Source organism: Nonomuraea terrae, assembly GCF_004348995.1.
GTDB classification, from domain to species: Bacteria; Actinomycetota; Actinomycetes; order Streptosporangiales; family Streptosporangiaceae; genus Nonomuraea; species Nonomuraea terrae.
In genome coordinates this window covers 1-18,375 of record NZ_SMKQ01000058.1, presented here as the reverse complement: position 1 = coordinate 18,375, position 18,375 = coordinate 1, and the positions used below count along the sequence as shown (strand labels likewise).

16 protein-coding genes and 1 pseudogene are annotated in these 18,375 nt (G+C 72.5%); 12 read left to right on the top strand and 5 right to left on the bottom strand.

The genetic code is table 11. The features are described 5' to 3' along the window. Positions 1 to 20 precede the first annotated feature (20 nt). The gene (locus E1286_RS20190; RefSeq protein WP_132614762.1) at positions 21 to 821 is read left to right on the top strand and encodes a hypothetical protein; all 801 of its coding nucleotides are present in this window, start codon (positions 21 to 23) and stop codon (positions 819 to 821) included. Here the strand turns inward: E1286_RS20190 and E1286_RS20185 are convergent. Then, complete coding sequence (locus E1286_RS20185) at positions 776 to 2,617, bottom strand: ABC transporter ATP-binding protein (protein WP_132614760.1); 1,842 nt, start codon at positions 2,615 to 2,617, stop codon at positions 776 to 778. The two genes, E1286_RS20190 and E1286_RS20185, sit on opposite strands and share 46 nt — an antisense overlap. Continuing rightward, positions 2,614 to 4,296, bottom strand: a complete 1,683-nt coding sequence (locus E1286_RS20180; RefSeq protein WP_132614758.1) for an ABC transporter ATP-binding protein — start codon at positions 4,294 to 4,296, stop codon at positions 2,614 to 2,616. The genes E1286_RS20185 and E1286_RS20180 overlap by 4 nt, the downstream gene beginning before the upstream one ends. A 200-nt stretch (positions 4,297 to 4,496) precedes the next feature. On the opposite strand from E1286_RS20180, the gene E1286_RS20175 reads away from it, so the two are divergent. From E1286_RS20175 to E1286_RS20155, 5 genes and pseudogenes are all read left to right on the top strand, one after another. Next, on the top strand, positions 4,497 to 4,985 hold the full coding sequence (locus E1286_RS20175) for a TroA family protein (RefSeq protein WP_132614756.1): 489 nt from the start codon (positions 4,497 to 4,499) through the stop codon (positions 4,983 to 4,985). A 12-nt stretch (positions 4,986 to 4,997) separates the two neighbouring features. Then, positions 4,998 to 5,252 (top strand): annotated as a pseudogene (locus tag E1286_RS20170) (iron chelate uptake ABC transporter family permease subunit); the annotation flags it as partial. A 2-nt stretch (positions 5,253 to 5,254) separates the two neighbouring features. After that, entirely contained in the window at positions 5,255 to 6,301 is a 1,047-nt protein-coding gene (locus E1286_RS20165) for a FecCD family ABC transporter permease (RefSeq protein ID WP_132614754.1), read from the top strand. Continuing rightward, positions 6,298 to 7,071, top strand: a complete 774-nt coding sequence (locus tag E1286_RS20160) for an ABC transporter ATP-binding protein (RefSeq protein WP_132614752.1) — start codon at positions 6,298 to 6,300, stop codon at positions 7,069 to 7,071. Before E1286_RS20165 ends, E1286_RS20160 begins: the two co-directional genes overlap by 4 nt. A 101-nt stretch (positions 7,072 to 7,172) precedes the next feature. Further along, the gene (locus E1286_RS20155; RefSeq protein ID WP_132614750.1) at positions 7,173 to 7,985 is read left to right on the top strand and encodes an SAM-dependent methyltransferase; all 813 of its coding nucleotides are present in this window, start codon (positions 7,173 to 7,175) and stop codon (positions 7,983 to 7,985) included. A gap of 34 nt (positions 7,986 to 8,019) precedes the next feature. Here E1286_RS20155 and E1286_RS20150 read toward each other — a convergent pair whose 3' ends face one another. Further along, positions 8,020 to 10,134 (bottom strand): SpoIIE family protein phosphatase, encoded by a 2,115-nt coding sequence (locus E1286_RS20150; protein ID WP_223190144.1) that lies wholly within the window; start codon positions 10,132 to 10,134, stop codon positions 8,020 to 8,022. A gap of 163 nt (positions 10,135 to 10,297) precedes the next feature. Continuing rightward, the gene (locus tag E1286_RS20145; RefSeq protein ID WP_132614748.1) at positions 10,298 to 11,197 is read right to left on the bottom strand and encodes a LysR family transcriptional regulator; all 900 of its coding nucleotides are present in this window, start codon (positions 11,195 to 11,197) and stop codon (positions 10,298 to 10,300) included. A 111-nt stretch (positions 11,198 to 11,308) separates the two neighbouring features. Between E1286_RS20145 and E1286_RS20140 the strand changes: the two genes are divergently transcribed. Next, on the top strand, positions 11,309 to 12,616 hold the full coding sequence (locus tag E1286_RS20140) for an aspartate aminotransferase family protein (RefSeq protein WP_132614746.1): 1,308 nt from the start codon (positions 11,309 to 11,311) through the stop codon (positions 12,614 to 12,616). A gap of 25 nt (positions 12,617 to 12,641) precedes the next feature. Here E1286_RS20140 and E1286_RS20135 read toward each other — a convergent pair whose 3' ends face one another. Further along, positions 12,642 to 13,481, bottom strand: a complete 840-nt coding sequence (locus tag E1286_RS20135) for an SDR family NAD(P)-dependent oxidoreductase (protein WP_132614744.1) — start codon at positions 13,479 to 13,481, stop codon at positions 12,642 to 12,644. A 74-nt stretch (positions 13,482 to 13,555) separates the two neighbouring features. Between E1286_RS20135 and E1286_RS20130 the strand changes: the two genes are divergently transcribed. The 5 genes from E1286_RS20130 to E1286_RS20105 all read left to right on the top strand — a co-directional run. After that, positions 13,556 to 14,275 carry a TetR/AcrR family transcriptional regulator gene (locus E1286_RS20130; RefSeq protein WP_132614742.1) on the top strand — a complete coding sequence of 240 codons (720 nt, stop codon included), beginning with the start codon at positions 13,556 to 13,558 and terminating at the stop codon, positions 14,273 to 14,275. 303 nt (positions 14,276 to 14,578) lie between these two features. Then, positions 14,579 to 15,238 carry a glycosyltransferase family 2 protein gene (locus E1286_RS20120; protein WP_132614740.1) on the top strand — a complete coding sequence of 220 codons (660 nt, stop codon included), beginning with the start codon at positions 14,579 to 14,581 and terminating at the stop codon, positions 15,236 to 15,238. Further along, complete coding sequence (locus E1286_RS20115; RefSeq protein WP_132614738.1) at positions 15,235 to 15,906, top strand: TIGR04282 family arsenosugar biosynthesis glycosyltransferase; 672 nt, start codon at positions 15,235 to 15,237, stop codon at positions 15,904 to 15,906. Before E1286_RS20120 ends, E1286_RS20115 begins: the two co-directional genes overlap by 4 nt. Before the next feature lie 26 nt (positions 15,907 to 15,932). After that, a complete protein-coding gene (locus tag E1286_RS20110) occupies positions 15,933 to 16,919 on the top strand; it encodes an NAD-dependent epimerase/dehydratase family protein (protein ID WP_132614800.1) in 987 nt (328 codons plus the stop codon). Positions 16,920 to 17,012: 93 nt separating this feature from the next. Next, on the top strand, positions 17,013 to 18,375 hold a 1,363-nt coding region (locus E1286_RS20105; protein WP_132614736.1), incomplete at its 3' end, for a glycosyltransferase 87 family protein.

Genomic DNA, 18,375 nt, shown 5'->3' with positions numbered 1-18,375 from the left:
ATTCTTCTACGGGGCGATTAGTGAATAAATCGAAAATGTTGTCCGGCCTCATCCTCATCGGCACGGCCACGCTGATGGCCGCGCCTCAGTCGGCGTACGGCCGCGACGCACAACCGGCAGGGGCCGATTCCGCCCCCGCGGAGGCCCAGGCGGCCGCGGCGGCACTCCTGCCCAGCGGGCGGTGGGGCGTCATCGGGCGCAACACCCTGGGCGGGCCGAACGCGGTCCTTCGCGAGGGTCCTTACGGGCGCACCGGCACCGCGTTCGCGGCCACCCAGGCGCCGCCCTACGGCCAGGGCAGCCTCGGCATCATCGTCGGCAGCGGCAACGACAAGATCGCGTTCGGCAACGAGACGATCTTCGCGAACGATCGGCTCTCCACCATCCGCACGCTGGGGTACTGGGTGTTCGCGGGTGTCGACTCCCTGACCGGGGTCAGCCTGCCGAACATCACCATCGAGGCCGATCCCAACGTCGGCACCACCGACTACACGAGCCTCGTCTACCTGCCCGACACCTCCACCGGCCCGTCCGCTCCGGCGACCCGCCTCCCCAACGTCTGGCAGCGGTACGACGCGTCCGCGACCGGAAGCAGGTGGTACGCCACAGGCGCCACCGGGACCGCCATCGGCTGCACCCAGGCCACGCCGTGCTCGTTCGCCGACCTCAAGACCCGGCTGCCCAATGCGGTGGTCAGCCTCAGCCTGGGGTTCTCGAAGGGCAGGGACAACCCGTTCGTCGGCGCGGTCGACGGGCTCCAGGTCAACAACACGGTCTATGACTTCGAGCTCTCCGGCGTGCGTACGAGGTTCGCGCGCTGAGGCGCCTGGCGTGACGAGGACGTGGGGGTGTGCGCCTCCCAGGCGCGCCAGAGCTCGACGTACCGGCCGCCCGCGGCGAGCAGATCCTGATGCGTGCCCTCCTCCACGATCCGGCCGTGCTCCAGGACGACCACCCGGTCGGCGGTCGCGGCCTGGGTCAGGCGGTGGGCGACGATCAGGGTGGTCCGTCCGCGCGTCGCCGCGGCCGCGGCCTCCTCCAGCGTGCGGGCGCCCAGGCTGCCCGCCTCAGCGGTGGCTTCGTCCAGGACGGCGATCGGGGGGTTCACGAGGACCAGGCGGGCCAGGGCGAGCTGCTGGGCCTGGACCGTGGTCAGCTCGTGGCCGCCCTCGCCGACCACCGTGTCGAGGCCGTCGGGGAGGGCCTTCGCCCACTCCAGCGCGCCGACGACGGCCAGCGCGGAGCGGACCTCCTCCCGCGAGGCTCCCGGCCGCGCCAGCCGCAGGTCCTCGATCAGCGGGCCGGCGAAGACGTGGATCTCCTGGGTGACGATGGCCACCCGCGCGCGCAGGCGGTCGGGCGGGAGCGCCACGCCGCCGACGCGCACGGTGCCGCCGCCGGGCCGCAGGATGCCCGCCGCGATGGCCGCGAGCGTGGACTTGCCCGCGCCCGTCGAGCCGACCAGTGCGACCCGGGCGCCCGCGGCCACGTCGATGGAGACGCCGTGCAGCACCTCCGGCCCGCCGTCGTAGCGGAAGTGCACGCCGGACAGCCGGATGGAGGTGTCCGCCGGCTCCCCCGGGTCCCCGCCGTCGGCCGGAGCCGCGGCGGGCGCGAGGTCGATCACGCCGACGAGCCTGGCCAGGCTCGCCCCGGCGGCCTGCACCTCGTCGAAGGTGAACAGCAGCATGCCGATGGGGTTGAACAGGCGGTGGAACAGGACCGCGGCGGCGGCGCTCTGGCCGACGGTGACGGACCCGTCGCGCACGAGGAGGAAGCCGGCCACGAGGATCGCGGCCAGCCCGAAGAACTCCGCGCGGTTGACGCGGCCGACGAAGCGGGTGAACAACGTGAAGACCGACACGGCGATGTCGCGCACCTGGTGCGACGCCTGATGGATGTCGTGCAGGCGGCGTTGTTCCAGCCGGTAGGCGTGCACCGTCCGGACGCCTTGCATGCTCTCCGCCAGCAATCGCGCGTTGTCGCCGACGGCACGGCGTTCGCCGGCGTACTTCGGTGCGGAGCGTGGCAGGTACCACCGCAGCGCCGCGACGTAGAGCGGGATCGCGACCGCTCCGGCCAGCCCGAGCCGCCAGTCGAGCCCGGCCATCGCGGCGAGGCTCAGCACGACCAGCAGAAAGGCGGAGATCAGCGAGGGGACGACGCTGGTCGCGGCCTTGCCGATCGACGCGACGTCGGTGCTCACCCGGGCCAGCAGGTCTCCCTTGCCGACCCGTTCCAGCGTCGTGACCGGCAGGGAGAGCGCGCGGGCCACGGTGCGCTCCCTGAGGTCGGCGAGCACATGCCCGCACACCCGGCCGATCAGGTACGTGCCCGCGCCCGTGGCCACTCCTCCGGCGACGGCCGCGACCACGATCACGGCCGCGATGGCGACGAGCGCCGAGGCGGGCGCGTGCTCCCTGACGCGGTCCACGAGCGTGCCCAGGGCGTAGGCCGGAACCACGGACGCGGCGGCGCCCAGCACCCCCACCAGCGCGGCCCACGTGACGCCCGTCCATTGAGCGCCCAACCGGCGGCGCAGCCAGGCCCAGGTCCGGCGTCCGCCGGCGACGGGGAGCCGGTCCTGCCCGGCCGACGGCTGATCGGGTCCGGTCACCGCAGCACCATCCGGTTGTAGTCGTCATCGGTGACGGCCAGCTCGGCGTGGGTGCCCTCGGCGGCGACCCGGCCGCCGTCGAGGACCACGACCCGATCCGTCAGGGCGAGCAAGGAGGGGCTGCTCGTCACGATCACGGTGGTGAACGCACCGGGACCGGGATGGCGCAGGGCCCGCAGCCCGCGGGCGATCTCATGCTCGGTCATCGCGTCCACGGCGGTGGTGGGGTCCCGCATCACGAGGATCGGCGGACGCGCCGTCAGCGCACGGGCCAGCGCCAGGCGTTGCCGCTGCCCGCCGGACAGGCCGGCGCCCCGCTCCGCGACGACGTGCGCGAGGCCGCCGGGATGGGCGCGGACGACCTGGTCGGCCGCCGAGGCGGCCAGCGCCTGCGCGTCCAGCGGCCCGCCGGCGGTGACGTTCTCCTCGATCGTTCCGGTGAAGAGGTCTGTGAGGTGTGGTTCCACCAGCATCGTCCGGCGGGCGTCCGCCGGGTCGAGACGCGGGAGGAGCGCGCCGCCGAGCAGGACCTCGCCTTCGTACTCCTCCGGCGCCACCCGCCCGGAGAGTATCGTGACGAGCGCCTCCCCGTCGGCGGGCCGGTGCGCCACCACCCCGACGAACTCGCCGGGGCGCACGCGCAGGTCCACGCCGTCGAGCGTGCCGTACCTGAGCGCGCGCAGCTCCAGCTCGGGGCGGGTACCGTCGAGCGTCTCCGCGCCCTCGGGGAGCAGCGCCGGGGCGTCCAGGACCGCGCCCACCCGGCAGGCCGACGCCCTGGCCTCGGCGAGCCGGCTGGGCATGAGGGTGAGCAGCCCGACGGGCTCCATCAGGAACTGCGCGAGACCGATGACGGTGATGAGCTCGCCGACCGTGATCCGCCCGTTCAGCGCGAACCATCCGGCCAGGATCGCGACGCCGCCCGCCAGCAGCGCGCCGCCGGCCGTGGAGGCGGACAGGTACCAGCCCTGGGTGCGGGCCGCGCGCAGTGCGGCGCGCAGGGAGCGCCTGCTGACCTCGTCGTACCGCGCGGCGGCGGCGTGCTCCGCGCCGATGCCGCGCAGCGGGCGCACCCCGCCGACCAGGTCGGCCGCCAGGGACGTGGCCTCTCCTGCGAGGTTCTGCTGCTCGGTCACCCGCCTGGTGATGACGGGCGCGGCGACCTGCAGCGCGAGGAGCACCAGCGGCGTCCCGGCGAGCACGGCCAGCCCCAGGCGCACGTCGATCACGAGCAGCGCGACCGCGCTCACCGCGGTCGCGGTCACCGCGCCCGCGATGCGCGGCACGTAGTCCAGCAGGTAGGAGGTGTTGTCGGTGTCGGTCGTGGCCACGGTGAGCAGATCACCCGCCCGCCGGTCGGTCCTGATGCCGCGCGGGTGCATGATCTTGGCGGCCACCTCGGCGCGCAGCAGGTGGGCCTCGTCGGCGATCGCGAGCATCAGCTGTCGCGCGCCGAAGCGGTACGCCAGGGTCAGCGCGGTGAACAACGCGGCGAGGGCCGCCAGCCACACCACCAGGGCGCCGGCGTCACCCGGGCCGATCGCCTGGTCGACGATCACCCCGATGAGGATCGGCACCAGCGACTCGCACACCTGGTGCAGGCTGGTCAGGCCGATGCCCGCGCTCAGCCGCCGGCGGTTGCGCGCCACCGCGCGCGTCATGATCCGGCGGCCGGTCATGGGCGTCACCGCTCCGTGCTCTCGTACGACGTGATCAGCGGTTCCTCCACCGAGGCATCGCCCCTTCCGCCAAATAAGGAAAGGCTAACCTTACAAGATCCGCGTCCTCAGATCCACGGCTGGCAAAAGAAGCGTAAGTATGGTTAGCCTTACCTAACTCATCCCTGGGGTTCACCTCGTACGAGAACGGAAACTCCGCCATGCGCGCACGGCCTCCGCTCCTGCTGCTCACCGCCCTGAGCGTCGCGCTCACCGCCTGCGGCGCCGCGAACACCACCGACGCGGCGTCCACCAGCTCATGGTCGTTCACCGACGGCTCCGGCAAGGTCGTCACGGCGGCCAGGACCCCGACGCGCATCATCGCGCACGCGGGCGAGGCCGCCGCGTTGATGTCGTTCGGCATCAAGCCGGTCGGCGTCTACGCCGACGAGTCGGTCAAGACCGACCCGAACCTGAAGGATCTCGACCTCACCGGCATCGAGATCCTGGGCCAGGAGTGGGGGAAGATCGACGTGGAGAAGGCCGCGGCCCTGCGTCCCGACCTGATCGTCGGCGACTGGTGGCCGGCGGAGAAGGCGCACAGCGGCCTGGAGGAGGGCGTCGACGAGAAGAGCAAGAAGCTCGCCGAGCTCGCGCCGGTCGTGGGAGTCGCGCAGGGCGAGTCGATCGTCGACCTGGCCGAGGGGTAACTCGCCGGTGCGGCCACGGCCGCCTGCGGGCCGATCGTCTTCGTCGGGCTGGTCGTCCCGCACGTCGCGCGGTTCGTCTGCGGCCCCGACCATCGCTGGATCCTGCCGTACTCCATGCTGCTGGCCCCCATCGTGCTGCTGCTGGCCGACGTGCTGGGCCGGGTGGTGGCCGCCCCCGACGAGCTGCAGGTCGGCGTGGTCCTCGGCGTGCTCGGGGCGCCGGCCTTCGTCGGCATCGTCCGCTACGGCCGGCTGTCGGAGGCGTGAGCATGACGGCGACCACACCCGCCACCGCCGGCACGGTCCGGATCAGCCGGCGTCGCCGGGCCGTACGCGCGCTCGTGGTGACGAGCGCCCTCGGCGCCGCCGCCGGTGCGCTGTTCGTGCTCACCATGATGGTGGGCAGCTTCCGGCTCGGGGCGGCGGAGGTCGTCGCCTCGGTGCTGCACCTGCGCGACGACCCCAGCGTCGACTTCGTCGTCCGGGAGCTGCGGCTGCCCACCGCGGCGTCCGCGCTGGCGGTCGGTCTCGCCCTCGGCGCCGCCGGGACGATCTTCCAGCAGCTGCTGGGCAACCCCCTGGCGTCCCCCGACTTCGTCGGCATCACCTCCGGCGCGGGGTTCGCGGCGGTCACCGGGATCGTGCTGTTGCAGGCCGGCGGGCCGGTCGTCAGCGGGCTCGCCCTCTGCGGGGCCGTGGTCGCCGCCCTGCTGATGTACGTGCTCGCCTGGCGCGACGGGGTCGCCGGCTACCGGTTCATCCTCATCGGCATCGGCGTCGCGCTCTTCTTCGACGGCCTCATCGGCTACCTGCTGACCAGGGCGCGGCTGTCCGAGGCCAGGCAGGCTGTGCACTGGCTGACCGGCTCCGTCGGCCAGGCCGGCGCCGGCGAGCTGCGGCTCCTCCTCGGCGCTCTGGTGTTCCTCCTGCCCGTCGCGCTCGTGTTGCGGCGCCAGTTGCGCGCGCTCGAACTCGGCGACGACACCGCTCGGGCGCTGGGCCTCCGGACCGAGCTCAGCCGCGCCGGCCTGCTCGCCACCGCGGTCGCGCTGGTGGCCCTGGCCGTCGCCGTGGCCGGCCCGATCGTCTTCGTCGCGCTCGTCGCCGGGCCGATCGCCAACCGGCTGCTCGGGCCCGCCACGGGCGGAATCGTGCCGGCGGCGCTGGCCGGCGCGGTGCTGCTGCTCACCGCCGATCTCGTCGCCGTCCACCTGCTGCCGGCGCCGCTGCCCACCGGCGTGGTGACCGGCGCGGTCGGCGCGCCCTACCTGCTGTGGCTGCTGGCCACCACGAACCGGCAAGGAGACGGCGGATGACCCGACTGCGCGCCGACGACCTGACCCTCGGCTACGACGATCGGGCGATCGTGACCGGCCTCGACGTCGAGATCCCGGCCGGGAAGGTCACCGCGATCGTGGGAGCGAACGCGTGCGGCAAGTCCACGCTGCTGCGCGGCCTGGCCCGGCTGCTCAAGCCGCGCCACGGCGCCGTGTACCTCGACGGGAAGGCGATGACCGAGCTGAGCACCCACGAGGTGGCCAAGGTGCTCGGCCTGCTGCCGCAGACCCCCGTCGCGCCCGACGGCATCACCGTCGCCGACCTGGTCGGCCGCGGCCGCTACCCCCACCAGGGCTGGTTCCGCCGGTGGACCGGACACGACGACGACGCCGTCGCGCGTGCCCTCGACGCCACCGGCACCGCGGACCTGGTGAACCGGCCGCTGCGGCACCTGTCCGGCGGGCAGCGGCAGCGCGTCTGGGTGGCGATGGCGCTCGCCCAGGACACCGACCTGCTGCTGCTCGACGAGCCCACGACCTACCTGGACATCAACCACCAGGTGGAGCTCCTGCGCCTGCTGCGACGGCTGAACGCGGAGTCCGGGAAGACGATCGTGCTCGTGTTGCACGACCTCAACCTCGCCAGCCGCTTCTGCGACCACGTCGTCGCGATGGCCGACGGCGCCATCGTCGCCGAGGGCGCGCCGAGCGCGGTGATCACCGCGGAGCTGGTCGAGAAGGTCTTCGGCCTCAGCTGCGTCGTGGTCCCCGACCCGGTCGCCGGCACCCCGATGGTCGCGCCGTCCTGAGTGCCGGCGCCTGGGAAATCGATCAAGGCCGTGATGGACGGCACAATGGTGCGATAGTGTCGAAACAAGTATTCGATCTTGATATGGGATGGTCTTCCACCATGCGTGACAGCGATGCCGAGGCGTCCGCCTGGGCCCGTGTAGACACCACCGTGCCGCACTCCGCCCGGGTATGGGACTTCCTTCTCGGAGGCAAGGACCACTTCCCGGTGGACCGTGAGGCCGGCGAGACCTTGCTGCGGCTGTTCCCCGACTTCGCGATGGTCGCGCGGCTGCAACGCGAATTCCTCATCCGCTCCGTCCGCCATCTCGTTCAGGAAGCCGGGATCCGGCAGTTCCTGGACATCGGCACCGGCCTGCCCACGGCGAACAACACGCACGAGGTCGCCCAGGGCATCGCGCCCGAAACGCGCGTCGTGTACGTCGACCACGACCCCATCGTGCTGGCGCACGCCCGAGCCCTGCTCACCAGCACCCCCGAGGGCGCCACGGACTACGTCGACTCGGATGTCCGCCGGCCGGACCTCATCCTGGAGGAGGCCGCGAGGACGCTGGACTTCACCCGGCCGATAGCGGTCATGATGCTCAGCATCGCCGGGCAGGTGGCGGACGACGACGACCCACGCGGCATCGTCGAACGGCTCATGCGTCCTCTCCCGTCCGGAAGCTACCTGGTGCTGAGCGACGGGACGAACACCAACCCCGCCCTGATCGAGGCTGTCACCGCCTACAACCAGAACGCCGCCAACACCTACCAGCTCCGCAGCCCCGAGCAGATCGCCGATTTCTTCACCGGTCTGGAAGTCGTGGAGCCCGGCGTGGTGCCGACCCCGGAGTGGCATCCCGACCCCGACCGCTGGGACGAACCGGCCGCCGTGATCAGCGCGGTCTGCGGCGTGGCCCGCAAACCCTGAGCCCACGAACACTGAGCCCACGAACCGGCCGGCGTCACACCAAGTGTTCGAGGACCAGCAGGGCGATGTCGTCGGCGCGCTGTGCGGTGTGCGGCGCGTGGTTGAGCAGGATGTCGGCGAGCTCCTGCGGCGGCCGGCCGGCCGCACCGGTCAGCAGGCCGGCGAGTGCGCCGATGGCCTGGTCGAGGTCGCCGCGGGGCGTCTCGACGAGCCCGTCGGTGTACAGCGCCAGCAGGGCGCCGGGCGGGAACGGCACTACGAGGGTGGGGTAACAGGCGCCTTCGTCCACGCCCAGGGGCGGTCCGACCGGCACGTCGATGACCTCTCCCGGCGCGTTCGGCGGGCGCAGCAGCGGCGGCGGGTGGCCGGCGCTCGCCGCGCGGAGCGTGCGCAGCCGCAGGTCGACGTGGACGAGCAGGCAGCTGGTGAACAGCTCGGTCTCCGTCTCGATGAGCAGCCGGTTGGTGTACGTGAGCGCCTCGCCGGGGCCGACGCCGGCGGCGGCGTGGGTGCGGACGGCGGTGCGCACCTGACCCATGAGCGCGGCGGCGGTGATGTTGTGCCCCTGGACGTCGCCGATGACCGCCATGGCCGTGTCGTCCAGGCGGATGAGGTCGTAGAAGTCGCCGCCGATGTCCACGCCGTGGGTGGCGGGCAGGTACCGGGCCGCCGCCGCCAGGCGGGGTATCTCGGGCAGCCTTCGCGGCAGCAGCGTCTCCTGGAGACCGTGGGCCAGTCGCTCCTTGGCGTCGTAGAGCAGGGCGCGATCCAGGGCCTGGGAGATCAGCTCGGTCAACGTGGTGAGGCCGGCACGATCCTCGCCGGTGAACGAGCGGGGCTCGTCGAAGGCGAGCACGCAGGCGCCGGCCGTGCCGTCCGAGCCGCCGATGGGCAGGAACGCCCACGACGACATCCGGTCATGCTGCGCGGCGTACGGGTACAGCTGCCGGAGCTCGTCCGGGCTGGAGAAGAACGCGGGCTCGCCGGTGCGCATGACGCGTTCGGCCGGTGTGGGCAGGGCCAGCGGCACGCCGTCGAACCGGTCCAGCACCTCGCGGTCGTACCCGCACGAGCCGACGATCTTCAGCTTGCCGCCCTCGGCTATCACCACCGCCATCGCCTGGACCTTGACGACGGGCATGATGTGGTCGGCGAACAGATCGATGATCTCCTGCACCTTGAGCGCCCGGGTCAGCGCCGCCGCGAACGGGACGAAGTTATAGAAGACATCTTCTCTCGACAGGTCGCGGGCGCCGAACACCGGCGGATGCGGCGGTGCCGCCTCGTCCGGCGGGGCGAGGGTCAGGCGCAGGCTGATGCCGGTCGGATCCGGGAAGAGCTGGAATTCCAGGCGGCGGCCGTCCGGCCGGTGCGCCACGCACGAGGTGACCTCCTGGCTGACCACCGCGGCCCTGCAGCGGTCCTCGAACAGGGGCTCCTGGAGCCAGGCCGTCACCTCCCACAGGAGCTTTCCCAGCAGTTCGGTCACGTCGCCGCCGAGGAGTTCGGCCGCCATGGGGTTGACGAACGTGATGCGGCCTTCCAGGTCGAGCGTGACGCACCCCTCGCGCAGACGGTCGACGTAGTCGGAGGCGGCGCTCGCGGTTCCGGGGTCCGGCTCCCGTCTCCGCACGGGAGGGATGACGCGGGGCCTGCCGGCGGGCCGCACGGGATGTCCGCTCTCGGCCGCCTGCTCCAGCAGGCCGGCCAGTTTCTTGGAGCTCAGGGTGATGACCTCCAACTCGTGGGGGGTGAGCTCACGGGGCCGCGATTGCGGCCAGAGCAGCGACCAGCAACCCCATACGTGGTCCCTGCTCTCGATCGGGGCCGAGGCCACGGCGAAGCGGTACGGCAGGGCCAGGGCGGTCGAGGGATAGCGGCGGGCCATCTCTTCGTGGTCGGGAACCCATACGAGGCGGCGCTGTTGGACGGCGACCGTCGCCGGGGCTGCGGCGTTCAGCCTGACCCTGGTCCACGGCCTGGCGATCTGGGCGGGCAGGCCGATCTCCGCGTCCATGAGCAGGAGTTCACCCCTGTCCGCCATGAGGTAGAGCACGCTGATGTGCGCACCCGTCGCGCGAACGGCCTCGCCGAGCACCTCGTCCAGTGCTGAGGCGCACTGTCGGGCGGTCCGGTCATCGCTGGGCACGGCTCAGCAGGCTCCGCTCCGCGATGACCTGGACCACCAACCTCCCAAACCGGTCATATCGCCCACGATAGGCACTCGAGGGCCGGACGACCGCGTTCATGGCCGGATCCTGAAGGCCGCTTGGCGTGACAATTGGCATATCCGGGCATCTCACCCCCTGCTGTCAATCCGGTCGGGCAGCGCTGTCGCGCAGTCGCGCCACCGCGTGGGCGACGAGGTCGCCGCGGCGACGATCCCGGCGGGCGTGGACGACGATGCGCCGCAGGACCGCGGGGCGGACCACGGGTCTGGCGACGAGTCCGCCGGGCAGCTCCGCGACGGCCAGGCGCGGCAGGACGGTGACCCCGATGCCCGACGCCACCAGCCGCAGCGCCGCCCGATGGTCGTCCAGGCGGGCCGCATAGCGCGGCGTGAATCCGGCGGCCCTGCACGCGCTCTGGATGATCTGCCCGATCGGGCTGTCGTAGATGTCGTGATCTACCCAGGGTTCGCCTTCGAGGTCGCGCAGAGCGAGTTCGGGAGCATCGGCGAGCGGGTGCGTACCGGGGAGCACGGCGACGAGTCGCTCGACGGTGAGCTCGTGACGCCGGTAGCCGTCGAGGTGCACCTCGGCTCCGTCCGCGGGCTCCGTCCGGATGTCGAGGTCCGGTCGCCGGCGGCCGCGCCCGTCGACGGGCTCGTTGAGGCTGATCTCGACGGTGAGGTTCGGCTGGTGCCGGCGGACGGCCCGCACGACGTCCGGGATCCACCGTTCGGCCGCGGAGGCGAAGCAGGCGATCGCCAGGTGCTGCGCCTGACCGCCCCGCAGGTCCGCGACGACGCGTTCGAGGCGTCCGAAGTCGGCGAGGAGCGACTGTGCCTGATCCGCCAGGTGATGTGCGGCGTCGGTGGGGACGATGCCGCGCCCCTGCTTCTCGAACAGGATCAGCCCGGTCTCCCTCGCCAGGGCGGTCATGTGCTGGCTGACCGTCGCAGGCGCGTAGCTGAGGTTTCTGGCCGCCTTGTTGATCGACCCGGCCTCCAGGACCGCGCGCAGGATCGCGAGACGTCGCGGGTTCAGCATGACGCCAACCGTAAGGCAATGCCGAACATTGAGCCACATGTGTTTGCTTGTGACGACTCATGCGCCCGATCGAAGATGGCATCACGACATTTCGGCCAGAGAGGGTTGGCGATGGACACGACGTTCTGGGACGAGGCGGACCGCCTCCTGATCCGCTACGGAGCCGGCTTCACCCCTCGGGTCATCGAACGCGCCTGCGGTGCGCATGTCTTCGATCGCCAGGGCGCACCGATTCTCGACTTCACCTCCGGGCAGATGAGCGCCATCCTCGGCCACGCGCACCCGGACATCGTGGCCACGGTCTCGTCCGCAGTCGCGTCGCTGGGTCACCTCTACAGCGGCATGCTCAGCACTCCGGTGCTGGAGCTCGCCGACAGGCTCACCGCAACCCTGCCCTCCGAGCTGAGCAAGATGTTGCTGCTCACCACAGGGGCCGAGGCGAACGAGGCCGCGATCAAGATGGCCAAGCTCTTCACCGGCCGCTACGAGATCGTCTCCTTCGACCGCTCGTGGCACGGCATGACCCAGGGGGCGGCCTCCGCGACCTTCTCGGCCGGGCGGCGCGGCTACGGCCCGCCGGCCCCGGGGAACCTCGTTCTGCCCACGCCGAACGCCTACCGCTCGCCCTTCCGGTCCCCCGACGGGTCATACGACTGGGAGGCCGAGCTCGCCTACGGCTTCGCCCTGGTCGACCAGCAGTCCGCCGGAAGCCTCGCCGCCTGCCTCGCCGAGCCCATCCTGTCCTCGGGCGGGATCATCGACCTGCCGCCCGGCTATCTGCGTCGCCTCAAGGAGATGTGCGAGGAACGCGGGATGCTGCTCATCCTCGACGAGGCGCAGACCGGGCTCGGCCGCACCGGGACGATGTACGCGTTCGACCGCGACGGGGTCACCCCGGACATCCTGACGTTGTCGAAGACCCTCGGAGCCGGGTTGCCCGTGGCGGCCGTCGTCACCTCCGGAGAGATCGAGCAGGTCTGCCACGAGCGGGGGTTCCTCTTCTACACCACGCACGTCTCCGACCCGCTGGCGGCCGCCGTCGCGCTGACGGTCCTCGACGTCATCGACCGGGACAAGCTCGTCGAACGCGCCGCGCGGCTGGGCGGCCAGCTCGCCGACCGGCTGCTGGCGCTGCGCGACCGCTACGAGGTCGTCGGTGACGTCCGCGGCCGTGGCCTGCTCCAAGGTGTGGAGCTCGTGAAGGACAAGAAGAGCAAGGCGGCCGCCGATGCGCTGGGCACCGCGGTCACCGCGGCCTGCCTCGAACGAGGCCTGCACATGAACATCGTCCAGCTGCCCGGAATGGGGGGCATCTTCCGCATCGCCCCGCCTCTCACGATCGCCGAGGACGACCTCCACACCGGCGTGGACATCCTCGAGTCCGCCCTCAAGGCCGTGCTCGACACCGCCACCGAATGACAGGGACCGTGATCTGCCGGGGACGTCAAGCCGCCGGGAAATCGGTGCCGCGCGCGACGGCCTCCTGGCCGCGGAGCTCGGCCAGCATGGCTTCCAGCCGGTGCAGCACGCGGTCGTACCCCGCGCTCCCCAGGACGAGCCGCTTGGGCGGATCGTCCTGATCGATCGCGGCGATGACGGCACGGGCACCGCGGTCGGGATCGCCGGGCTGCTGGCCGTTCTCGGCGATCATGCCGTCGCGGACGACGGCGAGCATCGGCCAGTAGTCCGGCACGCTCTCGTCGATCGGCTGGCCGGCGAAGCCCGCGTAGGCCCGGGTACGGAAGGCGCCCGGCTCCACCGCGAGCACCTTGATCCCGAAAGGCGCCACTTCCTGACGCAACACGTCCGTCAGCCCTTCCAGGGCGAATTTCGCCGCGCTGTAGAAGCCGAAGCCGGGGACGCCGACCAGCCCGGCGACCGACGACATGTTGACGATCCATCCGCTCCCGCGCCTGCGCATGCCGGGCAGCACGGCACGGGTCACCTCCAGGACCGAGAAGAAGTTCAGCTCGAACACCTTCCGCAGCGCGGCGTCGTCCATGCCCTCGACCGAGCCGTACCAACCGCGCCCGGCGTTGTTGACCAGGACGTCGATGCCGCCGAAGCGCGTCTCGGCCTCGGCCACGGTCTGCCGGACCTGCCGCGGGTCGGTGACGTCGAGAGGCAGGACGAGAGCCCTGTCCCGGTGGCGCGCGGCCCAGTAGCGCAACTCGCCGGGCCGGCGGGTGGTCAGCACGACGCGGTCGCCGCCTTCCAGCGCGGCGTTCGCGTAGGCCATGCCGAAGCCGCCGGGCGTGCCACCGGTGATGTACCAGGTCTTCATGGCGCGATCTCCCCCACACGTCGCTACATACGCTATATACAACTCTATAGCGCTATAAAGCGTACTATAGCGGGGTGAGTAACCCAGGGCAGGCCGGCAACGCACGCGATCGACTCCTCCTGGCCGCCGCCGAGCTCCTGCAGAGCTCCGGCGACCGCACCCTCTCGACCCGCGCCGTCTGCGAACGCGCCGGGGTTCAGGCGCCGACGCTGTACCACCACTTCGGCAGCAAGCAGGGCCTGATCGACGCAGTGATCAACCACGGGTTCAGCCAGTACGTCCAGCGGCACGCCCCGAGCGACTCGGGCGACCCCGTGAACGACATTCGCCGGGGCTGGGACCGGCATGTGCGGTTCGGGGTGGAACACCCTGCCTTCTACGCGCTGCTGTACGGCCGGATCGAGCCCGGCAAGCCCTGCGCCATCACCGCACCCGCGCACGCCATGCTGCGCGACCTCCTGACCGTGGCCGCCCGCCGAGGGTCGCTGAAGGTCCCGGCCGACGACGCGGCCGAGCAGATCCTGGCCGCGAACATCGGGGTCACGCTCAGTCTGATCACCCGGCCCGAGGACGACAGGGACATGGGGCTGTCGGACCGCGTCCGCGAAGCGGCGCTGGCCGCCGTTCTCCATCCGGGCGCGGAGCAGCCGGCGTCGCACCAAGCGGCCGCCGCGACGTCGCGGGCCAGTGCGGCGCTGACGCTGCGCGCACTCGTCGACGAGGACCCGGAGGGGCTCACCCCCGGCGAGCGCGCCCTGCTCGGCGAACTGCTGGACCGGCTCGCCGCGTCCTGAGCACGCGCCGACGGCACCGGAGGCCGTGACAGGCGTTCAGGGCGTGGCGGGGTCGAGGGCGCGAACGTCCGGCCCGTCGAACCCCCGTACGTGGCGATCTTGTACTCGATCGCCGCGAGCGACAGGGTCAGCTCACGGATCCGGCGGCGGACGGCGTCGCGGTGTTCGACCAGCATGCCGAGCCGCTCGGGCGTCCGTCCGGCACCGGCGCGAATTCAGCGAGTTCCCGTGCCGGGGTCATTTCTCGGAAAGACGGCTTTTCGCATGGGAGCCGCGGCCGAGGCGCCGCATAGCGTCGGCGGCATGGACATCGACGTGGTGATGCCCTGCCTGAACGAGGCGGAGGCGCTCCCATGGGTGCTCGGGCGCATGCCGCGCGGCTTCCACGCGATCGTGGTCGACAACGGGTCGGCCGACGGATCCGCCAAGATCGCGGCAGAGCTCGGCGCCACGGTCGTGAGCGAGCCGCGCCGCGGGTTCGGGGCCGCCTGCCATGCGGGCCTGACGGCCGCCGCCTCGGACGTCGTGTGCTTCATGGACGCCGACGCGTCGCTGGACCCCGAGCAGCTGCCGCGCGTGTGCGGGCCCGTCGTCTCGGGTGCGGCCGATCTCGTGCTCGGCCGCCGTGTCCTGCGGCCGGGCGGCTCGTGGCCGGTGCACGCCAGACTCGGCAACGCCGTGCTGGCCAGGACGTTGCGGCGCCGTACCGGTGCTCCGCTGCACGATCTGGGGCCGATGCGGGCCGGCAGGCGGCTGGAACTGATCGGTCTCGGGCTGGTCGACCGGCGCTTCGGCTACCCGCTGGAGATGGTCCTGCGCGCGGCGGAGGCGGGCCGGCGCATCGGCGAGGTCGAGGTCGACTACCTGCCCCGTAAGGGCAGGTCCAAGGTGACCGGCACGCTGCGCGGGACGCTGCGGGCGATCGGCGACATGCGGCGCGTCATGGCCCGGCGGGCCCCGTGAACCCGGCGTTCGGCCCGCCCGAGCAGGACCGCGCCGACGGTCAGCTGCTCGTGATCGCCAAGGAGCCCGTCCCCGGACGGGTCAAGACCCGGCTCGTTCCGCCGCTCACCCCGGGTGAGGCCGCCGCCCTGGCCGGCGCGGCCCTCGAGGACACGCTGCGGACGGTCGCCCAGGTCCCGGCCGCGCGCCGGGTGCTCGCCCTGGACGGCGCGCCCGGCGCGTGGCTGCCCGCGGGCTTCACCGTGCTGCCGCAGCGCGGGCGGGGGCTGGACGAACGGCTGGCCGCGGCCTTCGAGGACGCGCACCGCTCGCTGCCCGTGCCGACCGTGCTCATCGGCATGGACACGCCGCAGGTCACCCGCGGCCTGCTGGCCGACGCGCTGTCGCTGCTGACCGGCCACGACGCGGTGTTCGGCCCCGCGAACGACGGCGGCTTCTGGCTGCTCGGCCTGCGCGTCCCCGCCCGTGCGCTGCTGCTGGGCGTGCCGATGTCGGAGCCCACCACCGGAGAGATCCAGCTGCGAAGACTGAGGGAGATGGGGATGCGCGTCGCCTTGCTGCCGTGCCTGACCGATGTGGACACCATCGCCGACGCCATCGAGGTGGCGGCGTTGATCCCGGGTTCCCGTTACGCCGCCGCGCTCGACGCGATCGGGGCGGCACGATGACCGATTCGCGGATGACCGATTCGCGGATGGACGTGCTGGTGACCGGCGCGGCCGGGTTCGTCGGCGGTCACGTGGCCGAGGCGCTGGAGGCGGGTGGCCACCGGGTGACCGCGCTCGATCTCCGGACGGGCGACGACGTACGCGACCCGGCCGTCCTCGGCCGGGTGCTGCCGGGCATCGACGTGGTCGTGCACCAGGCGGCCAAGGTCGGGCTCGGCGTGAACGTGGCGGACATGCCCGACTACGCCTCGGTCAACGTGTACGGCACGGCGGTCCTGCTGGCCGCGATGGCGGAGCACGGGGTCGGCCGGCTGGTGCTGGCCTCGTCGATGGTGATCTACGGTGAGGGGGCCTACGACTGCGCGCGGCACGGCCGCGTACGGCCCGGTCCCCGCTCGGCCGAGGACATGGCGCGAGGACGGTTCGAACCTCGCTGTCCCCGATGCGGGGCGGACCTGGTGGCCGCCGCCATCGACGAGGACGCGGCGGCGGATCCGCGCAACGCGTACGCCACCACCAAGCTGGCGCAGGAGCACCTGGCCGCGAACTGGGCCCGCGAGACGGGCGGAACGGCCGTCGCCCTGCGCTATCACAACGTGTACGGCCCGAGGATGCCGCGGGACACCCCGTACTCGGGCGTCGCCGCGATCTTCCGGTCCGCGCTGGAGGCAGGGCGCGCGCCGCGGGTGTTCGAGGACGGCGCGCAGCGGCGTGACTTCGTCCACGTCCGCGACGTCGCCGACGCCAACGTGGCCGCGCTCACCGGCGGCCGGCCGGGGACGCTGACCGCCTACAACATCGCCAGCGGGCAGCCGCACACCGTCGGCCAGATGGCCCGCGAGCTGGCGGCGCAGCGCGGCGGGCCGGAGCCCGTCGTCACCGGGGAGCATCGGCTGGGCGACGTGCGGCACATCGTGGCCTCGCCGGAACGGGCTGCCGTCGAGCTGGGCTTCCGCGCCCGCGTCGGTTTCGGCGAGGGGATGAAGGAGTTCGCCACCGCGCCGCTGGCCTGACCGGCGCGTCATCATGCCGATCCTCGGAGGACCAGACCCATCAGAACGGAAGACCGCGACGGGCCGCCGCGGAGGCGGACGGCGACGAACCGCGTGATCGGCGCCGCCTGGGCGGCCGTCCCCCTCCTTGCCCTGGTCTGCGCACTGGCCCTGACGGTGCGCGCGGGCTCGCTCTCGACGGACCCCACCGGCCTGCTCGGGCCGTACGCGATCTGCTGGGCACTGTTCGCCGTGGCGGTGTGGCGGCTGCGGCGCGTACCGAAACGTGCCGCGCTGTTCATGGTGGGCGCCGGTGGGTTCGCGGTGGCCGCCACGGGCCTGCTGGCGCCGCCCGCGACCAGCACCGACTCCTTCCGGTACGCCTGGGACGGCCGGGTGCAGGCGGCGGGCCTGTCGCCCTACGACCACGCGCCGGCCGATCCCGCGCTGGCGCCGTTGCGCGACCGCTGGCTCTTCCCCGAAGGCGCCGCCTGCCGGGGCCGCGACCGTTACCCGCTCCCCTCCCCCACAGGTGTCCGGTCGTGTACGCGCATCAACCGGCCCGCGGTCCACACGATCTACCCGCCGCTGGCGCAGGCGTACTTCTGGGCCGTGCACCGGCTCTCGCCCGAGGGGTCACGGCACAAGCCGCTCCAGATCGGCGGCGCGGTGCTGGCGTTCGCGACGACCATCATGCTGCTGAGGGTGGCTCCCGCGCGGGCCGCCTGGTGGGCGTGGTGCCCGGCCGTGCCGGTCGAGGCGGTCAACAACGCCCACGTGGACGTCCTCGGCGTCCTGCTCACCGTCATCGCGCTGACCATCGTCGCCCGGCGCAGAGTCCTCGGCGGCGCGTTGCTCGGCGCGGCCACCGCCGTCAAGCTGCTGCCTGCCGTGACCCTGCCGGGCGCGCTGTCCGGCCTGCTCGCCAGGCCGCGGCGGGCGTCGGACGCTCTGGCGGTCGCGGGCTCCGCCGTGCTCGTCGTGACACTCGCGTACCTGCCGTACGTGCTGGCTTCCCGCGCGTCCGTCCTCGGGTACTTCTTCGGGTACGTGAAGGAGGAGGGCTACGACGACACGGGAGGTCACCGTTACGCGGTGCTGCGGCTGTTCCTGCCGGACTCGTGGGCCATGCCGGCCGCCCTGGCCGTCGTCGCGGCCGCGGCCGTGGCCGTGCTGTGCCGGGGCGACGCCGAGCGGCCCTGGCACGGCGCTCTCACGGTGGCCGGGATCGCGTTCCTCGTCTTCACACCCGGCTACTCCTGGTATGCCCTGCTGGTCGTCGCGCTCGTCGCCCTCGACGGCCGGTGGGAATGGCTCGCCGTCCCTGTGGCGGGCGCCGTCGCCTACCTGGGCCGGGCCGAGCCCGCGGCGGGGACGGCCGCCTACGCCGTCGCCGCCCTGGTGGTGGCCGCAGCGTCCGCCGTGCGCCTGCGTTCACCGGCGGGACGTACGCCTCCCCCACCGCCGCCTCCCCCAC